The organism is Shewanella glacialimarina (assembly GCF_020511155.1).
GTDB lineage: Bacteria > Pseudomonadota > Gammaproteobacteria > Enterobacterales > Shewanellaceae > Shewanella > Shewanella glacialimarina.
On record NZ_CP041216.1, the window covers coordinates 639,525 to 659,845 of the forward strand.

A 20,321-nucleotide genomic window follows, 5' to 3' on the forward strand; every position below is an offset into this window, starting at 1 on the left:
ATCACCAATAAGACCTGTGAAAGTAGCCAATAATTTCAATAACTATTCATAAAGGTGAATATCGGGCACGTTATTGACAGTCATCGGATGCCATACTTTATAGATTTACCCAGTTCACAGGCTTGAACGATATAAATATTATCAGCGAGTTAACTTAACAAGGCTAGAGGACCCACAGGGTCAGCTTTATTATGTAGCTATAAATCAATTACTTATGGTTTTTTATTCGTTTTTTGACTTCGCTTGGCACTGTGGGGTAATACCCTGATGAGCCAGTAATGAGTGCCGCTAACAGATGTCATAAAAAACCGATTTAGATTTATTCATGTGATTGAGATTATGTTCCTGATAATATGGCCTTTGTCTTATTTATTGCGCGTATTAACCTAATGTTATGATGCGCCGACACTTGTGCTACCGCAAAGGGTGCGCTGTCACCAAAGGTACGGAATGAAACCAACAGAGCCTGATTTACAGCTAAAATCTCCTATTCAACGTAATTATAATCGCGCGGTTTTTTACACTTATATTGGTGTGATTGTCATGTCACTTATTTCTGCGGCTATTTTTTATGAACGCCAAAAAGAGGTGCAAATTGAACAGCGTGAAGATCAAGTTGCACGGCATGTGTTGCAAATAGATTTATTATTAGAGTCCAGTATTCGTGCGGTAAAAAGCTTACGAGATGTGGCGGTTGATCATCTTCGCCTAGGCGAGCAAGTGCGCAAAGATCGTCTACCTCAATATGAAAAATTCAATGCCGATGGACAGTTTTTTAGTTTAGAACCTAACTATGTTAAAAGTGGTGAACCCTTTACCAATATGGGGCGCATTACCGGCATGGGCTCGCTTGATGGTCGCAGTGAGAAGTTTTATCAAGAACTAGAAATGCTGTTTGAGCTATCGCTATCATTTCCCGTCGCTAAAGAAGCCGCACCAAAAGCTTCGTCTATTTATTATGTATCTAAGCGAAAAATGATGTCGTACTTTCCTTGGAGCAATTCCGATCAACGCTTCAGGGAAGAGCAGCTCAATAAGCAGCAATTTCAATTAGCCACACCAGAATTAAATCCACAACGAAATGCTTTTTGGAGTCCGGCATATGTTGATGGTGTCCAAGAAGGCTTATTAACCACCTTAGGGTTACCGGTTTATCTTGAAGATGAGTTTATCGGCACGATTAACCTCGACATGACCTTAGCTTCATTGGCTAAACAAATACGTACTTATTTCAAAATGCCTGGTACGGTCATTTTATTAGATCAACAAAATAATATTTTGTCCCATAGCGATTTTGACTCCAATGAAATGAATCGTGTGTACCATATCAGCCAACGTATTCCGGCAGAATTACATTCGTTATCTGAATCTGAATTGTTTGACGCTCATGAAGGCATATTACGTAATAATCATTATATTCATTCTGTTGCATTGCATAATGCGCCGTGGCGATTATTGTATATTCAAGAGGAAGGCGCGCTTTTTCAAGATTCATGGGAAAAGTTACAACTGACTTTTATCCTGGTTGTGTTAGCGCTTTCGGTGCTAGTGACCATTGTGCATTGGCAAACCCGCCGTGCGTTCGTTAGCCCTGCATCAAAGTTACTGACCCATTTAGAGGCGTGTTCCCAGTCACCGATACAGCCTCCAGAAGTCATCAGTCCTGGGTGGGAGCCGTGGTTTTTACTGGTCAGTCGTATTTTTGAAGAAAACAAACAATACACGCGCCATCTTGCTGAGCAAAATAAACGTCTTGATAACTTAGTCGCCAGCCGTACTCAGCGTTTACGTGATACCACAGAGCGCCGTGAACGGGAATTTGCCTTATTAAGGTCGCTTATTGATTCATTACCAGAAGCCATTGTCTTTAAAGATAAAGAAGGTAAGTATCTTGGCTGTAACAAGTCAGCCGAGCGTATGTTAGGTGTGAATGAAAGTGATATTATTGGCTTAACTACCTGTGATTTTACTAGCCCTGAACAAGGTAAGCGCATTTTAGCCGAAGATAAAAAAATCTTAGACGACAAAAAACCACTGCAATATAAAGAGCGAATTGAAATAGCCGGAAAACCGGTACTATTGAATGCCTTTAAACTGCCATTTTATAATCGCCGCAATGAATTACTGGGTCTGATTTCTATTTGGCGAGATATTACCCGCGAGTATGAATCAGCAGAGCAATTACGCTTATCAGAAGAGCGTTATCACATGGCGATGGATGCGGTTGAAGATGGTTTGTGGGATTGGTATATCGACTCAGAACAAATTATTTGTAACCCAGCATTTTATTCTATGTTGGGCTATGAACCCAATGAGTTCCCTGCTTTATTATCATCCATTGACGGATTGACTCATCCAGATGACCGTGACCGAGTGCAGGAATATCGTAGCCAATACTTACTTGACCCTACAGATGCCTATGAAATTGAATTTAGGATGAAAGGTAAGCTGGGTGAATACCATTGGTTGTTATCACGTGGTCGTGCGGTAGAGTTTTTGGAGTCAGGCCAAACTAAACGTATGCTTGGTACTCATAAAGATATCACCCGTCAAAAAAGTAATGAAGTGGCCTTGCTGGAAGCTAAGCAAGACGCTGAATTAGCTAACATGTATAAAAGTGAATTTTTGGCTAACATGAGCCATGAAATTCGCACCCCAATGAACGCAATTATCGGTATGTTACAGCTAGCACAACGTACTAGCCTGACCATTCAGCAAGAAGATTATCTCAGTAAAGCGGGCTTCTCGGCCCAATCTTTGTTACGAATTATCAATGATATTCTCGATTTTTCTAAAATCGAAGCCGGTAAGTTAGAGCTAGAGCGAGTCGCGTTTCCGTTAGACAAGGTACTGGATCATGTGCTGGATATGAATGCCATTAAAGCACAAGAAAAAGGCGTTGAATTATTACTCTATGCACCTGTTACCGCTGGACTTATTCTAAATGGAGATCCACTGCGTCTGGGGCAGATATTAGTTAACTTATTATCAAATGCGGTTAAATTTACCCAAAATGGTGAAATTGAGCTGGGCTGTGAAGATGTTGGCGAGCGTGATCATCGCATTACCTTGAAGTTCTGGGTTCGAGATACTGGTATAGGCATTAGTAAAGAACAGCAATCAAAACTATTTGATGCATTTGCCCAGGCCGATGGTTCAACTACCCGAAAATACGGTGGCACCGGATTAGGGTTGTCGATCAGCAAACACCTGGTTTCTATGATGGGCGGTACTATGCAGGTATCGTCAGAAGTGGATCAAGGCAGTATTTTTAGCTTTACCATTAGTTTTGAAATTGCTGAAGAAAACATCGTCGAGCCGTTAATAGTACCTGAACAGTTGAATAATTTAACCACATTAGTGGTCGATGATAACCCAAGTGCATTGCAAATTTATTCAGCATTAATGAAAGACTTCAGCTTTGGTGTTCGCACGGCTTCAAGTGGACAGCAAGCATTAGATTGTTTGGCTAGACAACCTGTGGATCTGATTTTATTGGATTGGATGATGCCTGAAATGGGCGGGTTGGAAGTACTAACTAAAGTTGATGAAATGGTGGCAGATGGGCGCTTAGCAAAACGTCCGGTGATCATATTGATGACAGCGTACAGCGCAGAACCTCTAGCCAAGGATGTTGCCGATAGAAATGTACATGCCATTTTACAAAAGCCCTTTAAGGCATCAGTCTTGTTTGATGAAATTATTGGGGCGTTTGCCAAAGAGCCAAAACTCAATGTACAGTCTGTTCCCAAAGAAGATATTCAAGAACAACAATCAGGATTAGTGTTGTTAGTTGAGGATAACTTTATTAACCAGCAAGTGGCATCAGAATTATTAAAAAGTGCGGGTTATGAAGTGGTGATGGCGGACAATGGCCAAATTGCATTAGATTTAATTGATACCCGAGCATTTGACGCGGTATTAATGGATATTCAAATGCCCGTTATGGATGGTTTAACCGCTTCAAAAGAGCTGCGTAAACGTTATAGTCCGGAACAATTACCGATTATTGCAATGACGGCACATGCGATGTCGGGTGACCGTGAAAAAAGCTTAGCGGCTGGCATGAATGCCCATATTACCAAACCAATCGTATTGAATGAGCTATTCGATACCTTATCTCACTGGATTGAATATAAGAATAATAACAATAAGATGTGATCTGGCGTGTATTGAGTAGCAACGGATTGCATTTATTTTTTAAGGGACTTTTACAAGGAATTTGACATGAATCGACGCCATCTCTCATTGGCGATAATGCTTGCCATCAGCCCTGCAGCATTATCGCTAACAACTTTATCTAGCACAGCATTGGCTGCGACGGCCGAAAAAGTCATTAAGCAAAGCCAAGTGGCTGAAGGTTTTGTTAACTTTTATTACGATAGCACCGACGGTCAATTGTATTTACAAGCCAATAAGTTAAATCAGCCTTTTTTACTGTTAACCAGTTTGCCCCATGGGGTTGGTTCAAACGACATTGGTTTGGATAGAGGCCAGCTAGGGCGCACTCGTATGGTGCAATTTGAGCAGCATGGTCCCTATATTTTATTAAAACAATTGAATACTTACTTTCGAGCCAGTAGTGATAATGTCGCCGAGCAGCAGTCTGTCAAACAGGCCTTTGCTGAATCTATTTTGTGGCGTGGAAAATTACTGCCAGGCAAAAAAGCGTTAGTGTCGATTAATGATCTCGTCATTAACGACTTACACGGCGTATCGGATGTATTGGCCGACACAGAACAAGGTGCTTATACCCTTGATAGCCAGTTGTCGGTGATCATGCCTGATAATATAAAATCCTTTGCACAAAATGCCGATGTTGACGTTAACCTGACTTTTAAAGCTCAACAAGCTGGCGAGCAAGTTGCCGAGGTTACCCCTGATGGTAAGTTTATGTCGGTGCGGATGCGTTACTCATTTATTCAGCTGCCCGAAGCGGGTTACCAAGCCCGCGCATATCATCCTATGAGTGGTTATTTATCTGACGAGTATGCAGATTACTCCGTTAAGGTAGATGAGCCGTTGGTGCAGCGTTATTTATTACGTCACCGCCTTGAAAAAGTGACGCCAGGCGATGCCCCCAGTGAAGTCATTAAACCCATTACTTATTACCTTGACCCAGGTGTGCCTGAACCGATTAGAACTGCATTGTTAGAGGGTGCGCGCTGGTGGGAAGAAGCCTTTAATGAAGCTGGTTTTATTAATGGTTTTAAAGTGGCGATGCTACCAGAGGGCGCGGATCCTCAAGATGTGCGTTATAACATGATCCAATGGGTGCATCGCGCCACGCGTGGTTGGTCATATGGGGCAGCTGTCACCGATCCGCGTACTGGTGAAATTATTAAGGGTCATGTCACTTTAGGTAGTTTAAGGGTTAAGCAAGATCACCTTATTGCCAGAGGGTTAACCGCCGACTGGCCAGATAGACAAGCTGCTGCAGATGCTGCTATGGCACTTTCTTTAGCGCGAATTCGTCAATTGTCGGCCCATGAAATAGGCCACACATTAGGCTTTGATCATAACTTTGCCGCATCAACTAATGATAATGCGTCGGTAATGGATTATCCCCACCCATATGTGCGTTTAGAAAATAACGCCATCGCGATTGAGAACCCGTATTCAGAAGGCATAGGCGAGTGGGATAAATATACCGTCGCGTTTGGCTATGGTGCTGCGGATAATCAAGATAAACTGCTTAATCAAGCGTTAACTAAAGGCTATCGGTATATTGGCGAAGCAGACTCTCGTGGAAACGGTGCAAGCCATATTTATGCAAGTCTATGGGATAACGGCAATGATGCTATTGCTGAATTGTCTCGCTTAGAAGCCGTGCGTCGCCATGCTATTACCCAATTTAATGGCGAGGCGTTACTTAAAGATGAGCCTAAAGGTGAGTTGGCAGATGTTTTTGTGCCTATGTATTTATTAACCCGTTATCAGATAGAAGCGGCGGCTAAATGGATTGGCGGCACTGATTATAACTACCAGCAATTAGGCTCAGGGCTGCGCTGGTTTTTTGCGGCGCCAGCAAAGCAACATGCGGCACTGGATGCATTAGTAGCAGGCTTATCGCCCCAGAGTTTAGCGATACCTGATAATGTACTGCACGCTTTAGTACCCAAAGCTGGAAATTATCGTAAAACCCGTGAAAGCTTTAATGGCAATATGGGTGTTGTGAGCGATCCATTAGGGATGGCAGAAGTCATGAGTCGGCATATTGTGGCGCAGTTATTGTCACCAGAGCGCTTAAATCGTGTTAACCAAGCTTATATGCAAGATACTGAACAGCTCTCTGTGGTAGATCTATTAGATAAGCTGATAGGGGCGACCTTATATCAAGAATTATCAAGGGAAACACAGCTAGGCATTAATATGCGGGTCAATGCCGTTGTGGTTGAAGGCATGTTAGCTGCATATCATCACCAAGATACTGCCAGTGAAGTTAAAGCCCAGTTATTCGCTAAACTTGGCTTTACCGTGAAGCAATTAAAGCGCCGTAGTACGCGTGCAAGTGAGTATCAAGCAGCGCATTACGATTGGCTATATCAAGGTATTGAGAAAAGCCTGCAAACACCGGAATACAAATTAATTGCTAAGCCACTTATTATGCCACCTGGCTCACCTATTTAAGCTTCCTGTTAGCTAAGTTGCTTAACGTAAAAGCCCTGAAGATATCTTCAGGGCTTTTTTATGTGGTCAGTTCCTTGGGGTTTTTAGGGTAAAACAGGTCAGGTTTCTTATCTAAATGTGAAAACTGACGGGTATTCTTATAAGGTAATTTCATAAAACCACTGATCCCATGACCTTGAATCTTATCCGCATTTGCAATAATTCTATCAAGACTGGCTCTGAAGGCGGCCTGTTTGCGCGGATTAAGTAGTCGTAAATAGCTATGGATTTTTAAGTGAGTCGGAAGGGCTTCAAAAATAATACAGCCAGTGTGATGAATTTGGTTGAGCCAGCCTAATTCTGTCATTATTTCTGCGGGAAGTTCGAGGTTTTCTTCTGGATCTTTACCATCTTCAAAATAGGAATGCAGGCGAGATTTATCCTCCAGTAAGGGCACATCACCAACTTCAAAAGGTAATTGCATTTCACCTGTTATTTCAAAGGGCATATCAGGATTACTACGTTCGATATGCAGTGTGTCTTTGGCATTAAAAAAGCAGGCTTTAAATACCCCAATACGTTTAATGCCCCGCGCCATAGTGACCATGTTATTCACCGCAAGTGTTAACGCAGTTTTATGACTAGGGTCATAGGTTGCTAAGTTTGAATCAATGTAAACCCCCGTTGGCTGCCAGTGTATTGCCAGTCCACCGACGATTGAGTATTGAGCCAAACGCCCGACAGCCGCAATAAATCCTTTTTCAGTATCTGCCATGCCAACCATAAAATTTCGATAGTATTTATCGACCTGCACATCGTCAATATCTGCAATGTGTTCATGGCTATTATGTTCTTTTAAAAATGATTTACGCGAGCTATAGCTGACGGTTTCAATAACTCTTGGGCGTGGTTGAACCCAAACCGGAATTTCAGATTTAGTTGGCAGGTAGGGAATGTCAGGTAAGTGCATACGATGGTTGTGACGCATACTTTTTAAAAAATAATCGCCAGCAAGGGCTCTCATTACGGGATCGCTACTTAACATGCCGTCTAAGGTTTTCGCTAGCTCAATCGGCAGACCTATACTTGTGGCGGGGATAACTTTAGTACCAAAGCGACTGCTTTGCCCTGAAGCAAGTGCATATAAGGTGCCTGCCACACCTTGTTCATCAAATCGTGCTGAAGAAAGCGCGCCACTGAGCTGGTCTTCGCCGATAAAGTAGACATCACCCATGCGGGCATTTGTCTGGTGTTGATCGCTAGACATTAATGACATCACATTATCATCCACAGGACGATTGCGCTCGTCGCGCTGTGCAAATACAGCCGAGCCCCAATCAATTAGCGACAGGTTATCACTTTCAATGTCATACACTAAATTCGATGGTTTAATATCACCGTGGACAAAGGGTTTGCCTTTACGTAGATAATACAAAATATTGGCAAGCTGGCGGGCTATACTGACTATCATTGATGCAGGCAATGCCCCCATGCGCAGGCAGATTTTATCTAAATCTTCTCCTTTAGCGCGTTCCATCACTAAAATCCCTTGTTTGCCGACACGTTCAAATTTGATTGCGGCGGGCACATTCGGATGTTTCACTAGGCTAAGCATATAGGCTTCTTCTTCGAGCCTGTCTTGAATATTTTGCGGTAACGTCAGACGGGAAAATTTAAACACGTGTGAATCACCCACACTGTTTATTCCTGCAAATACAAAGCCATAAGCACCTTTACCAATAAATTCTATTGTTGAGTAGCCAAGCTTGATCAGCTGCTGCTTACATAATCTGACCCAGGCTTTATGTTTGCGGGCATCATTCGCCTTAAGCAAATAAATAGATTGCTCTTCATTAATATAAAAGTGTTGTAGTTGTGGCGTTTGCAAATGATATCCCCTTAAAACTGCTTAGGTTATTTAAGCCTTATCTCAGCCTGACTTCAAGCGCTTCCTAACTAATTTTATCGGTTAAGTAAACCTTGACCTGTATCAACTTACTTTTGCCCTTGAGTCGGTAAGATTAACAGAGATTTAGCAATCGCTTTTATAGGGAACACGTTATGCCAAATATAAAAAAAGCGGATTTAATTCAACTCTTTGACTTTCCTCGACTACGTATACTGCAATCTATGGAAGTAACACATTGTCCCCATGCGGTATTTTTCAATGCAGCGGACGAGCAATGTATTACCTGCCATCAAGGGGAAGAGTGTGTGTGGATTAATCATAATGATGAGATGGTTGCGATGGAGCAAAAATCTGTTGATGATTTAAAGCAACAATTACTGGTCGCAGTTGATTTTGTCGATTCAAGTTTGTCCCCACACCATTTATCTCGCCGTAACTGTCAATGTGAGAATTGTGTTTGGTTGCGTAAAGTTCAATTGGTTCTTAAGGGGGATTTATCTAACGAATAGTGGCTGGATTGCAGTTGCTTCTGTTGATTCAAGCTTATACAGTGGGCTGCAATTAAATTCGTTGGAGAGATTTAAAATGGAACCTCAATTTTGGCATGAAAAATGGCAGATGCAACAGATAGGTTTTCACCAACCACAAGTGAATCCATTATTGATTCGTTTTTGGTCTGAGTTGAATTTAGTGCCCATGAGTAAAATTTTTGTGCCGCTATGTGGTAAATCTTTAGACATGTGCTATTTAGCTGAATTGGGTCATCAAGTGCAGGGGTGTGAGTTAAGTCAAACGGCTATTGAACAATTTTTTAATGACAACCAACTCCCCTTTCAAGTTCAGCAGCATACCCAACATCAATTTTATGCAGCCGATCAAATTCAGTTAATTCAAGGTGATATTTTTGCTTTAGCCCCAAGTGTCACGGCAGATATTGGCGGCTTTTATGATCGAGCGGCGTTAATTGCTTGGCCTGAAGATATGCGTCAGCAGTATGCACAAACACTTGCTAAGCTGATTCCCGCAGATATATCCGGGTTATTAATTACACTCGACTATCCTCAAGACACGCTTAAAGGTCCGCCATTTGCAGTGAGTCCTGACTGGATTGAACAATATTTATCGCCGTATTTTGAGGTGACCTTACTTGCTTGTGAAGATGTGCTTGCTGATAATCCAAGGTTTGTAAATAAGCAGGTACCTTGGTTAAACGAAGCCGCGTATAAGCTGACTCGCAAAAAGTAACTGTAAGGTTTACAACTATCTTGAAAAACACCGACTAGCTCAAATAAAAAGGCGACCAGAAGGTCGCCTTAATGTTAACGCCTAATTAGATTAGAAGTCGTAACGTACGCCTACAGTGAATACGTTATCATCTTTTAGATCAGTTTTAACGTTAGTTTCAGTGTAGTCACCTTCATACATAGCATAATGTGCGAATAATAACGTCGATTTGGCTACACGATAATCAGCACCCACTGTGATATTTTGTACATTGATATCATCAGCACCTGCTTGACCTAAGGCTTTGTAGTACTTACCAAAACCAGCCTCATCTTGACCATATTCTACTTTTAAGTTAACACCATTTAAGTTGTAAACCGCGTTGACAAAATATGTGTTACCGTCAATATTGCTGTCAGTTACGCTTTCAGAGTTTTGGAATAAACCGCCCACTTTGAAATCGCCAAACTTAACTTGACCTACAGCACGGTAAGCATCAACGCCACCAATAGCTTTGTTATAAGCACCAGCGACATAGTAATTTTGCTTAGACAAGCCTTTATCACCTAAGGTGACACTTAATGCATACTGAGCGTCATCAGAAGCTTGGTTATCTTCCATTAAATAGGTTGCATTAAGGGTGATGAGGTCTGCAATAACTGGAGAGTAGTACCATATACCATCAGCGCTACGAGTTTGGCCGCTGACGATACGGTCAATATCAGCGTTGGAGTTGCCAAATAAATCAACACCACCTTCAGATTGTTTAAATACTGTGTCGTTACGACCCACTAAAACAGAACCCGCTGAAGTTTTGATACCTAAAAATGTATTACGGGCTTTGAACGTGTCGCCTGAATTGGAAGTATTTTCAACTTGAAATTCCATTTGGTATAGCACTTCTACGCCGTCAGAAATTTTCTCGTTACCTTTCACGCCAACATTAGAAAAGTTATTCTCTAAATAAGTGCCGCTTTCACCTAAAGTTACGCCATTAGTACCACTTTGTAAGGTTGAGCCTGCATCTGAGTTAGTAAGCGATAAATCTAAACGACCGTAAAAATCAGGGCCATCAGCAAGTGCACTAAATGATGTAATAGCTAAAATAGACGCAACTGATGCAGATAGTAAGGTTTTTTTCATCTTTCATACTCCCAGAACTTAACGTTCTATGATTCCATTTTAAGAATGGTTTTAATAGTAATTAATGCCAAAAAGTGGCATGTAACAATCTGATTTGAGATTTTACAGTTTTGCTAAGCTTAGTTTGTGGTAGAGATCAAACTTTTAGACCTTAAGTTATTTTTTTATATCTAAAATTGAACTGAAAAAGTGTTTTATTGTTGTTTTTATATTGTATTAAGTATTTTCATTGTCTCGCTGTTCTTTAAAAAAGATTATCAGCACATCTTCTGAGCGCTTAAGTTGCCTTTGTCGCGATCTATTACTGATAGCAAATTCAATGAGTAACAATGTAGTTTAGCAGTTGTTAAATTAAGTGATGTATTTTTTTAAAGGCAAAAAATGAGTTTGAACTCTTATTTAGCGATTCATGACCGACATTAATGGCATAGCTAAAACTAAAGCATTGAGCTGTAAATATGGACTCGTATCTTAATTTTTTAGGCTATTGTTATTTAAAGTTTTTTATATTTAATTTTTGACTTTTGCAACATCTATGAAGCGACGATATTTAAGCTTGTTCAAATAGTGATTATATAAACCTAGGTCATTTAGCTTTGACGGCGACTAGGCTAAAATAGGCAACTCATTAAGTCAGTCAGAATAAAGGCATGTGATGTTGTCAGAAGCATATATGAATCGATTTGCAGGTATAGGGCGTTTATATGGTCAAGCAGCATTAAATGCTTTTGCTCAAACTCACGTGGTAGTGGTTGGTATTGGCGGTGTGGGAACTTGGGTGGCAGAAGCCTTTGCCAGAAGCGGTATTGGTCAAATTAGCTTAATTGATTTAGATGATATATGCGTGACTAATACTAATCGTCAAATCCATGCTTTAGCTCAAACTGTGGGACAATCGAAAGTAGAAGTGATGGCAAAACGTATTCGAGACATTAATCCAGAATGCCAAGTTAATGAAATTGAAGACTTTATTACCTTAGACAACCTGAGCGAATATTTCCCCCGTGAAAATAATACCTCTAATAGTCAGCAAATTGATTATGTTGTCGATTGTATTGATGCGGTAAAACAAAAAGCGGGATTAATTGCCCACTGTAAACGCAATAAAATTCCAATTGTAACTATTGGTGGTGCGGGTGGACAGACCGATCCTAGTCAAATTCAAGTAACTGATTTAGCAAAAACAGTGCAAGATCCATTATTAGCTAAAGTGCGAGGGATTTTACGTAAAGAATATGGGTTTAGTAAAAATACTGAGCGACGCTTTGCTATTGATGCGGTATTTTCTACTCAGCACCTAGTTTATCCCCAAGCTGATGGCAGTGTATGCGTGACTAAAGCGACTGCCGATGGGAGTATGAGAATGGATTGCGCTTCAGGCTTTGGTGCCGTGACTATGGTTACAGGTACGTTCGGTTTTATGGCTGCCAGTCGTGTGTTAGCTAAAATCTCCGCTAAGGCTTGTGCGAAATAATAGCTGCCAGTCCGCTGATTTTTTATTTTATATCAATAGGTTATTCGCTATGGTGTTACTGGTTTGTGTGATTTTACAGTGACTCACTTACTCAATAATTAACGTATTGTCGGCGAACTTTGGCACATTTTCATAAGGGAAGCTGACAATAAACATTGGACCGCCTAATGGTGAAATTGGCTCATATTTGACGTTGCCATGCAGCAAGGTCGCGGCGTTAAATGCTGCGGCTAACCCCAAACCTATCCCTCCTCTGTTTCTGGCAGTAGTAAAGAATGGCTCAAACATGCGTTCGGCTACATCCGCAGGAATACTCAAGCCATTGTTTTGAATTTCAATATTCACTTTGTCATACTCTATTGCCACATTTATCGTAATTTGGCTGTGTTCGACGCCTTTAAATGCGTGTGTATAAGCGTTAGAAATAATATTACTAATAATTTGGTTGAGTAAGTTAATGTTACTAACGATTTCTAACCTTTCATCTATATTTATAGTTATATCAACATGTTGTGGTGAAAACATGATTTGAGTTGAGTCTATAATGTCTTCTAGCTGTTTTTTCAAATTAAACTGAGTATTTTTCTCATAACGTTGCTCTGCTGCTACCGTTTTGAATTTTTGGATTAATGTGCTGGCTCGAGTAATATTATTAACTATTAGTTCGCAACTTTGCTGGTACTCTTCAAGAATACGGTTTATCTCCTCTAAGGTGGCATGCTCGCTATGGATGAGCTTAATTAAATCTTCTACATGAGAGAGTTGAGAGCTTGCCGCAGTTAAACATATACCAATAGGGGTATTTATCTCATGTGCCAATCCGGAAACTAGCCCTCCTAATGCCGCCATTTTTTCCTGTTCGACAAGCACTTGCTGAGCACGTTTTAATATTAGTAATGACTGCTCTAGTTCTTTGGTTTGTTCTTTTACTTGACGAGCCAGTTCATCTTTATAGCTTCGCTCAAGTTTAAGTAATCGTTCTCGATCTTCTAGTGCACTTTGCAATGCGGCTTTCGATTCTTGTACATCGGCAAATGATGCCCGTACTTGCTGTTGCATACTATTAATCGCTTTTGCCACCATAGCAAATTCGTCGCGTTTACTTTTATGGTCAAAAACTAAAGGATTAAAAGGTTTATCCAGGCTTATTTGCTCGCAATATTGACTGAGTTTTAGTAGGTGTTGGGTAATGTTTAACCAAACTAAAAATAAAATAAACCCTGCAACTAAAAAGGTTTTTATCGCATTTGATAGTAATATAAGAATGGCTTTATCATAAAGTCTATCGTAAATAATGTTCAAGTCAGCTTGGACGAGTAAAGTGCCTACCTTTATCTGATTTGAATTGGTGTAAATAAGATCAAATTGTTTCTCAATCGTCGATTTCTGCTGATACTTACCCGCCTGCCACTCTTGACCGCTATCATCTTTTATTGAGATATAGGTAATGTCAGGTAATTGGCTTAAACCGTCTAGCTGAGTACTAATTAAGCGCTCATCTATTACCCAAATACTGGCAGCTAATACTTCTAAGTTTACTTTTTCGATACTAGAAAATGCTCTATCTATACGGTTTACATCACTGTTGTAATCGTTAAATAACTGATAGATAGTCGTAAGAAGGGTGATAAGCGAACTAAAAAGCACAATCGATAGCATAAGCTTTCGACCGATAGGGCTAGTGAATAATTGATTGGAAAATTTCAGCATGGTATTTATTTAATTATTTAATTAATCTAAGTGCTTATATAACAAGTTAGTTCAAAATTTACATTATAGCTATATTTAATTCAGTACTTTTCTATTGATTTTTCAAGTGCAACACTATCCCAATTATATTGATGTTTATTAATTTATTGGCTAAAGGTGGCATTAAACTTGCTTTTAAGCATTAGATGTTCAAATTTCTGACACTGAGGCTGTGATGAAAAAAGCGATGATTAAAGCAATTAGCTTGAGTAATGCAAAGCGTACTTTCATGAGTGCGATGTTATGGTTGGTAGTGTTATGCTTGGGGTTATTATTTGCCCCGAAAGAGCTGTTGTCTCAGTTAGCCCTTGCTGAAATTGTGGCACAGTATAATTATCTTATTGGTTTAGCTTTGATCGTGGGGGCGGCATACTTTCTAAGTCAATTGGTGAGCTTTGTTGCCGATGAGTCTATTCAACATTTACGCCAAAAGCGAACTGTTGAAACAATTGAAGCTAAAGTGAAATTACTGGATCCTGCCGAAAGGGCATTATTAAGAGAATTCTTTTTACAAGGTGCCACCATACTAGCATTGCCCCAAAATGAGTTGGCAGTTAAAAGTTTATTGCATACCAATATTCTGGAAGAGCTGGGTAACGAGCGCCATTATGCGATTCAAGGTCCTACAGCAGAGTATAAAATTTCAATGTCTGCTCGAATTTATTTAAACCGTGACGTTCTTCGTTTACCTGCGGGAGAGCCTACACAAGAAGAGTTGACTTATTTATTGAAGACCAGACCTCACTTTATCAGTGGCCTAGTTCAACCCCGTAAACATGCAGCTTAATAGCCTTCATATTTAGAGACAAGGGTATCAGAAACTCTGTTTTTATAGAAATTTGCGTAATAAGAAAGTGGGGCTGAATTAGCCCCTAAAATGGATCAGAATTTATAATTATCGTAAATGACTAAGAATAACGAACAGATATAATATTATAGCAATGATGTTATTCATCATTGCCTGGTGCAGACTTCACAATAAACATCCACATTAAGTAAGATACAATTCCCAAAGTACTAAAAATGACAATCATAGACATTAATCCAATTGGGTTTCCAAACATTAAATCTAACCAAAATGCCATGATAGCTATCCTTTTATTTGTGAAGTCCTAGTTATCATAATGCTGAAATAAGATTACAAAGCTGATCTTGATCAATGTTAGATCCTATTATTAGATATACCAGTGTGTAAATGTGATCTTTATTGTGTTTATTTGCTCTAGCCTGTACGAATTAGACTCTGCTCATGCAGCGAACTTCTTAAATTAGCGGTGTTTTCTACAGTTTATTTTGAGGATGCGCTGAGAATTTAGGCAATTGTTTAGTTTTGTTAGTAAAGTCTACCCAAAGGACTTGCCATTGTCATAAGCATGGGTATAATTCTGTTCACTTAATTGATACTCATTAAGTGAAGTGATTATCGATTTTTGTATTATTGCTTAGAAAAGTTTTGCTCTAATAAACTCTTGGTTGTTAAATTTTGCAAAGATATTTAGGTGTTTTAGATTTCTTTGCAAAGCTAAATGTAGCTTAAAGAGCACTGCCCGAGTGGTGAAATCGGTAGACACGTCGGATTCAAAATCCGATTTCGAAAGAAGTGACGGTTCAAGTCCGTCCTCGGGTACCATTATTTAAAGCCCTGTTCTTAATTGAACGGGGCTTTTTTTATGCTTATTTAGTGATACTTGATGCAAGTACGTACCTTCCTTTAATTTTATCTCTGCTATTACTGTACTCAAAGATTATTAATCTAATTTTTAGAAAAGGGTTGAGAGCCGTAAAAGTTGTTTAACTGAGATCTCTACTGTCCATATTTTACCTTCAATACTAACTTTAGAAGCTTTACTAAGCAGATCAAATAGCGGGCTATTAATTTCCTGAATCAAAACGCATTTTGTTGCTGTTACAACAAACTGCAGCACAGTGGCTGACTCGTCAGTTTAAAATGGTTGGGTCAAGTTTCTGGTTTAACAGGTTTGCTGAAATTGAACCGTTTGATGAGACATCTCATACAGGTGTTTCAGATTAAGATGAATAAATCGAGTTATGCTTAACTAATAAAAAAACCAGTTGCCGGAGCAACTGGTTTTTTGTTTTTACACGCTAACTTTGTTGATTAGTGCTTACGACGACGGAACGCCGCTAAAGGTAGTAATAACGTTGTTAACCAACCTAAAGAACCACCATCATCATCTCTTGGTAAAGATTGAACAGTTACTTCTCCAGTATTACTTTGTAATGCACCATCACTAGCAACAACACTGAATGAATATGTTCCCACTTCAGAAGGCGCAAAACTAATGTTCGCCTTAGTTGGGTCAAATGCAAGAGAAGGACCTCCTGTTTGAGTCCAGCTATATGTTAACTCTGAGCTATCTATATCAGCAGCATTTGAGTTAACTGTAACAGTTTGTCTTACAAGGCGGTCAACAGCAGATGGTGCAACTGTTGGCGCATCGTTAACATTACTAACGTTGAACATTACTTTAGTTGGAGTGATCTTATTACCCGCATTATCTTCAGCAGTATAAGTCAGTGTATCTGTTCCAAAGAAATCATTCTTAGGTGTATAAGTTATCTCACCCGTTGAGGTTACAACAGCTGTACCATTTGTAGGATTAACAGTAATAGCAGCATTAGATAAACCGCCTGATGCTGAGATATCCATTACACTTTGTGCTTTTGCTGTCATGCCATCGCCAGACACTTGAACGCGAGCGACTTTTTGATCTGCTTTAGTATCATTTATAAGCACATTCATTGATGCTGAACTATCTTCAACAACGTCAAGCATATCTGCTTGACCAAGATTAAACTCAGTAGTTTTTACCTTATAAGCTAACTCGACACTGCCAGCGGCAGCAGCAGAAATTTCTACATAATCATTTGCAGCAACAGTTCCACCAGTACCATTGAAGTGGTAAGTTGTGCCTATCGCGCCACCAATGTTTTCCGCGCCGATTGTTAATGCAGCAGGAATAGTAGGTACGTTGAAGTAATTAAATGTCACTTCTTCAGTATCACCTGCTTTAAACCATACGCTGAAGCTATATTGATCACCTGAAGTGTCACCATATAACTGTGCGTCGTTCCACTCAACAACAACCCATTGAGAAGTGCCACTAGTTACGACACCGATAGACATTGCTCCGCCGCCAGTATCACCTACAGATCCATCGCTTAAATCGAAATCAGACCAGAAAGGTGCAACGATGTTGTTAGGGTTACCAGAGTCTGGTAATTCTTTATTCGCATAAGTACCAGCAGTAGTGCTGCTACCAGGGATAACAATACCATTGTCTGACATAGTTATCTGAGTGTAAGTTTGACCATTGTACTTATAAGCTGGAACGGTAAATACAAAGTTAGCTTCATCACAGCCATCAGCACATACTGGGGTGAATGATAAACCTAAAGCGGTAATGTTAGGATAAGAACCAGTACCTTTAGCTGAAACCATCTTAGGTTGTTTCATAGTACCAACCCAGGTAATTACACCTGTTTCTTCATTAACACTCATACCATTCTGAGTCGCATCTGCTATGTTGACCATAACATCATCTTTGCTTGTTAGCTTGGTACCTTTAGGAGCTGTAGCGGTAACAGTAATAGCTGAAGTGCTTTTAAACATAGTGTTATTGACAACGGCCTTCACTTCAAATTCGTCAGCAGTGGTAATATCAGCATCAGTAGTAAAGGTGTTGATTAAAGATGAGTCACTTGTTGCTCTAGCCAATACAGCTAAAGGTAAGTGTGCATCTTGCTTGCCATCATTGCTAGTTAGCATGATGTTACCAAATATCCACTCACCATAAGTACTGTAAGAGGAATCAACGGTCACTGTGAAGGTTGCAGAAGCGCCTGCAGCCAATTCCAATGTCGTTGGTGAAATCATGATGCCAGCAGAATCAGCTTTGGCAGTTAAAGCCCATGATGTTGCTTCTGCACTTTTGTTGTTAACTGTACGTGTGAAGGTACATACACCAACACATGAGTCCGCAGCAATAGAAGGCTTGTCAAAGGTTAACACTGCTTTAGCCGCAGCGTCTAAATCCATTCGGCCAGCGCCCATAGCAAATGGAGATGCTGGCGTAACACCGTCATCATCTAAAATGCCAGCCATTGTAGCTGTAGAGGTCAATGCGGTTTTAATATCAACTGCAGACCAGTCAGGGTGTAATTGCGCCATTAAGGCTGCAGCACCAGCAACATGAGGACTAGCCATACTTGTACCAGTAATGGCATTAAAAGGTTCTCCGCCATCATCTGGAGAGAATGCAGATAAAATATTTGTTCCAGGAGCGGCTAAATCTGGTTTTAGTATATTTTCATTACCGTTCGGTCCGCGAGAGCTCGACTGGTTGATCATATCAGCAAGGCCCTGCGATACAATACGCTTAATCTCTGCAGAAATTGTACCAGAGGTAGCAGCGTCACCTAATGAGTCAACAATAGCAATACCGTCAGCTTTTGAAATCATAACAGATGGAAAAGTTTGACCTGGCATTGACATAGTAAATGGTGCGCCTGGAACGCTATTATATACTACAAGAGCTTTAGCTCCTGCATTTATAGCGTTTTGTGCTTTTATGCTAAAGCTACAGGTACCACGAGAAATCAGTGCTATGCCGTCTTTGAAAGAATCAGCGGCAAAAGGATCACAACCATTGACATTTTCTGCATTGATATTTTTAGCCGCAATAATTGGTGCGGTAATATCTAGTTCAAAAATAGTATCCGAACCCGGGATAGCTAATAAGTCTTCGCCACCAGCATTAAATGCGTTAGCAAAAAAACGACCAGTAGTGCTGTTTGCTACAGTAATACCTGATTCGATACAAGCAGGACAACCAATAGTTTTAGCGCCATTACCGTCATTACCAGCTGCACTAACAACAACAATGCCAGCAGCTTCGGCAGCTTCGAACATTACTTTGTATGGACTGTTAGCAGGATCACCACCAGCACCGCCGCCCCATGAGTTGTTAATTACATCAGCGCCATCATTTACAGCGTGTTCTAATGCTTCCATAAGCATAATGTTAGAACCACTACCGCCAGAACAATCCTCTTTGTTGTAAAGCGCTTTATAGGCCATTAAGTAAGCCGCTGGAGCAACACCTGAAAGTGTGACATCAACGCCTTCATAAGTTACATCAACTTTATTACCTACTGCAGTACCAGCAACGTGAGTACCATGACCACCATAACCTAGTGGGCTCATATATTCGTCAGCACAAACTGGGAATGTAGGAGCAGACCAGCGAGCTACAATAAGTTTGTTGTTACAAAAGCTGGTATCAACTGTTGAACAGTAATCATCTGTTGGAAGTGCACCTTGTGGCGCTTCAAAACCGTCATCTGCAAACATTGGGTTTTCTGGGCGAATACCACCATCAATAATAGCAACCTTAACGCCTTTACCAGCATTTTCCATGCCGTTAACTGCATTCCACATTGCTTGACTGTTGATTATTTCATGAGAAGCATCCATTTGTGCTTCATACATTGTTTCAGGGTAAACAGACTTAACACCAGGAATTGCCATTAATGCTTCAATGGTTAGGCCCTGTCCGGCAATAGATACACCGTTAAATAGTGTCTTAAACTTACGCTCTACTTTTGCATTACCGGCGACTTTAGTTAACGCGCTAGCAAAGTTGTTTTGCTCAGTAGCTAGATATGAGGCGTAGTCTTTGACTGGAGCTGATTGAATATCAATCTTACCGTCTTTAGACTTTATTGCTGTTGCTGCTAAGTTTTTAATACCACCTTGATAAAGGGCCACAGCAGGAGAAGACAGCTCAACAATAAAGCGTTGAGGAGCTGTTATACTATTTGCTTTAACAGTAGATTTTTTATAGTTGTCAGTGGAGTGTAATTCTGGAGAGTACTGTAAACCAGTGTAATCAGTGTTCGCATAAGTAACACTTGAAATTAATGCCGCTGAAATAGCGAGTGATAGTTTAGTCTTCACAACGTCTTCCTTGTTTCAAGTCACCCTCAATGTGTTCTTAAGAATTTCGTATCAATTCATTAGATAGGTTATGGGGTGTAATTGTAATATTTTTATAATGATTATGTTGCACTACCTAGTGCACCATAATCATTTTTATCACAACCGAGCAACAAATGTAATGCGGTTGGGGAAAAAACTATTGTTTTTATTATACGGAATAGTATGTTGCTTATATTAGCTTATAGCTAATT

The 20,321-nt window shown here is 40.2% G+C and carries 11 protein-coding genes and 1 tRNA gene; 7 read left to right on the plus strand and 5 right to left on the minus strand.

The genetic code is table 11. From position 1 onward, the window contains the following. The first annotated feature begins 450 nt into the window (after positions 1 to 450). Both FJ709_RS02600 and FJ709_RS02605 read left to right on the plus strand, forming a co-directional pair. A complete protein-coding gene (locus tag FJ709_RS02600; protein WP_226413175.1) occupies positions 451 to 4,161 on the plus strand; it encodes a response regulator in 3,711 nt (1,236 codons plus the stop codon). A gap of 66 nt (positions 4,162 to 4,227) precedes the next feature. Continuing rightward, positions 4,228 to 6,630 (plus strand): zinc-dependent metalloprotease, encoded by a 2,403-nt coding sequence (locus FJ709_RS02605; RefSeq protein ID WP_226413177.1) that lies wholly within the window; start codon positions 4,228 to 4,230, stop codon positions 6,628 to 6,630. A 58-nt stretch (positions 6,631 to 6,688) separates the two neighbouring features. Here FJ709_RS02605 and FJ709_RS02610 read toward each other — a convergent pair whose 3' ends face one another. Beyond that, on the minus strand, positions 6,689 to 8,497 hold the full coding sequence (locus FJ709_RS02610) for a protein kinase domain-containing protein (RefSeq protein ID WP_226413179.1): 1,809 nt from the start codon (positions 8,495 to 8,497) through the stop codon (positions 6,689 to 6,691). Positions 8,498 to 8,670: 173 nt separating this feature from the next. On the opposite strand from FJ709_RS02610, the gene FJ709_RS02615 reads away from it, so the two are divergent. Together FJ709_RS02615 and FJ709_RS02620 are read left to right on the plus strand one after the other, a co-directional pair. Beyond that, positions 8,671 to 9,027 carry a hypothetical protein gene (locus FJ709_RS02615; protein ID WP_226413181.1) on the plus strand — a complete coding sequence of 119 codons (357 nt, stop codon included), beginning with the start codon at positions 8,671 to 8,673 and terminating at the stop codon, positions 9,025 to 9,027. A 76-nt stretch (positions 9,028 to 9,103) separates the two neighbouring features. After that, positions 9,104 to 9,763, plus strand: coding sequence for a thiopurine S-methyltransferase (locus FJ709_RS02620; RefSeq protein WP_226413183.1), 660 nt, complete (start codon positions 9,104 to 9,106; stop codon positions 9,761 to 9,763). A gap of 90 nt (positions 9,764 to 9,853) precedes the next feature. On the opposite strand, the gene FJ709_RS02625 is transcribed toward FJ709_RS02620, so the two are convergent. Beyond that, positions 9,854 to 10,885: a porin gene (locus FJ709_RS02625; RefSeq protein ID WP_226413185.1), complete on the minus strand. Its 1,032-nt coding sequence runs from the start codon at positions 10,883 to 10,885 to the stop codon at positions 9,854 to 9,856. A gap of 658 nt (positions 10,886 to 11,543) precedes the next feature. On the opposite strand from FJ709_RS02625, the gene tcdA reads away from it, so the two are divergent. Beyond that, a complete protein-coding gene (gene tcdA, locus FJ709_RS02630) occupies positions 11,544 to 12,359 on the plus strand; it encodes a tRNA cyclic N6-threonylcarbamoyladenosine(37) synthase TcdA (protein WP_226415813.1) in 816 nt (271 codons plus the stop codon). 87 nt (positions 12,360 to 12,446) lie between these two features. Here tcdA and FJ709_RS02635 read toward each other — a convergent pair whose 3' ends face one another. Further along, the gene (locus tag FJ709_RS02635; protein ID WP_226413187.1) at positions 12,447 to 14,069 is read right to left on the minus strand and encodes a sensor histidine kinase; all 1,623 of its coding nucleotides are present in this window, start codon (positions 14,067 to 14,069) and stop codon (positions 12,447 to 12,449) included. Between the two features lie 214 nt (positions 14,070 to 14,283). Between FJ709_RS02635 and FJ709_RS02640 the strand changes: the two genes are divergently transcribed. Beyond that, complete coding sequence (locus FJ709_RS02640) at positions 14,284 to 14,895, plus strand: superinfection exclusion B family protein (protein ID WP_404830001.1); 612 nt, start codon at positions 14,284 to 14,286, stop codon at positions 14,893 to 14,895. A 160-nt stretch (positions 14,896 to 15,055) separates the two neighbouring features. Here FJ709_RS02640 and FJ709_RS02645 read toward each other — a convergent pair whose 3' ends face one another. Continuing rightward, complete coding sequence (locus tag FJ709_RS02645) at positions 15,056 to 15,193, minus strand: DUF3149 domain-containing protein (protein ID WP_226413189.1); 138 nt, start codon at positions 15,191 to 15,193, stop codon at positions 15,056 to 15,058. A gap of 460 nt (positions 15,194 to 15,653) precedes the next feature. On the opposite strand from FJ709_RS02645, the gene FJ709_RS02650 reads away from it, so the two are divergent. Further along, positions 15,654 to 15,738 (plus strand) — tRNA-Leu (locus FJ709_RS02650). Positions 15,739 to 16,227: 489 nt separating this feature from the next. On the opposite strand, the gene FJ709_RS02655 is transcribed toward FJ709_RS02650, so the two are convergent. Continuing rightward, positions 16,228 to 20,088 (minus strand): S8 family serine peptidase, encoded by a 3,861-nt coding sequence (locus tag FJ709_RS02655; RefSeq protein ID WP_226413191.1) that lies wholly within the window; start codon positions 20,086 to 20,088, stop codon positions 16,228 to 16,230. Positions 20,089 to 20,321 lie beyond the last annotated feature (233 nt).

Bases quoted from the DNA above. Each gene is read 5' to 3' on its own strand.
- FJ709_RS02615 (WP_226413181.1), top strand. From the start codon at position 8,671: ATGCCAAATATAAAAAAAGCGGATTTAATTCAACTCTTTGACTTTCCT.
- FJ709_RS02645 (WP_226413189.1), bottom strand. From the start codon at position 15,193: ATGGCATTTTGGTTAGATTTAATGTTTGGAAACCCAATTGGATTAATG.
- FJ709_RS02625 (WP_226413185.1), bottom strand. From the start codon at position 10,885: ATGAAAAAAACCTTACTATCTGCATCAGTTGCGTCTATTTTAGCTATT.
- FJ709_RS02600 (WP_226413175.1), top strand. From the start codon at position 451: ATGAAACCAACAGAGCCTGATTTACAGCTAAAATCTCCTATTCAACGT.
- FJ709_RS02640 (WP_404830001.1), top strand. From the start codon at position 14,284: ATGAAAAAAGCGATGATTAAAGCAATTAGCTTGAGTAATGCAAAGCGT.
- FJ709_RS02620 (WP_226413183.1), top strand. From the start codon at position 9,104: ATGGAACCTCAATTTTGGCATGAAAAATGGCAGATGCAACAGATAGGT.
- FJ709_RS02605 (WP_226413177.1), top strand. From the start codon at position 4,228: ATGAATCGACGCCATCTCTCATTGGCGATAATGCTTGCCATCAGCCCT.
- FJ709_RS02635 (WP_226413187.1), bottom strand. From the start codon at position 14,069: ATGCTGAAATTTTCCAATCAATTATTCACTAGCCCTATCGGTCGAAAG.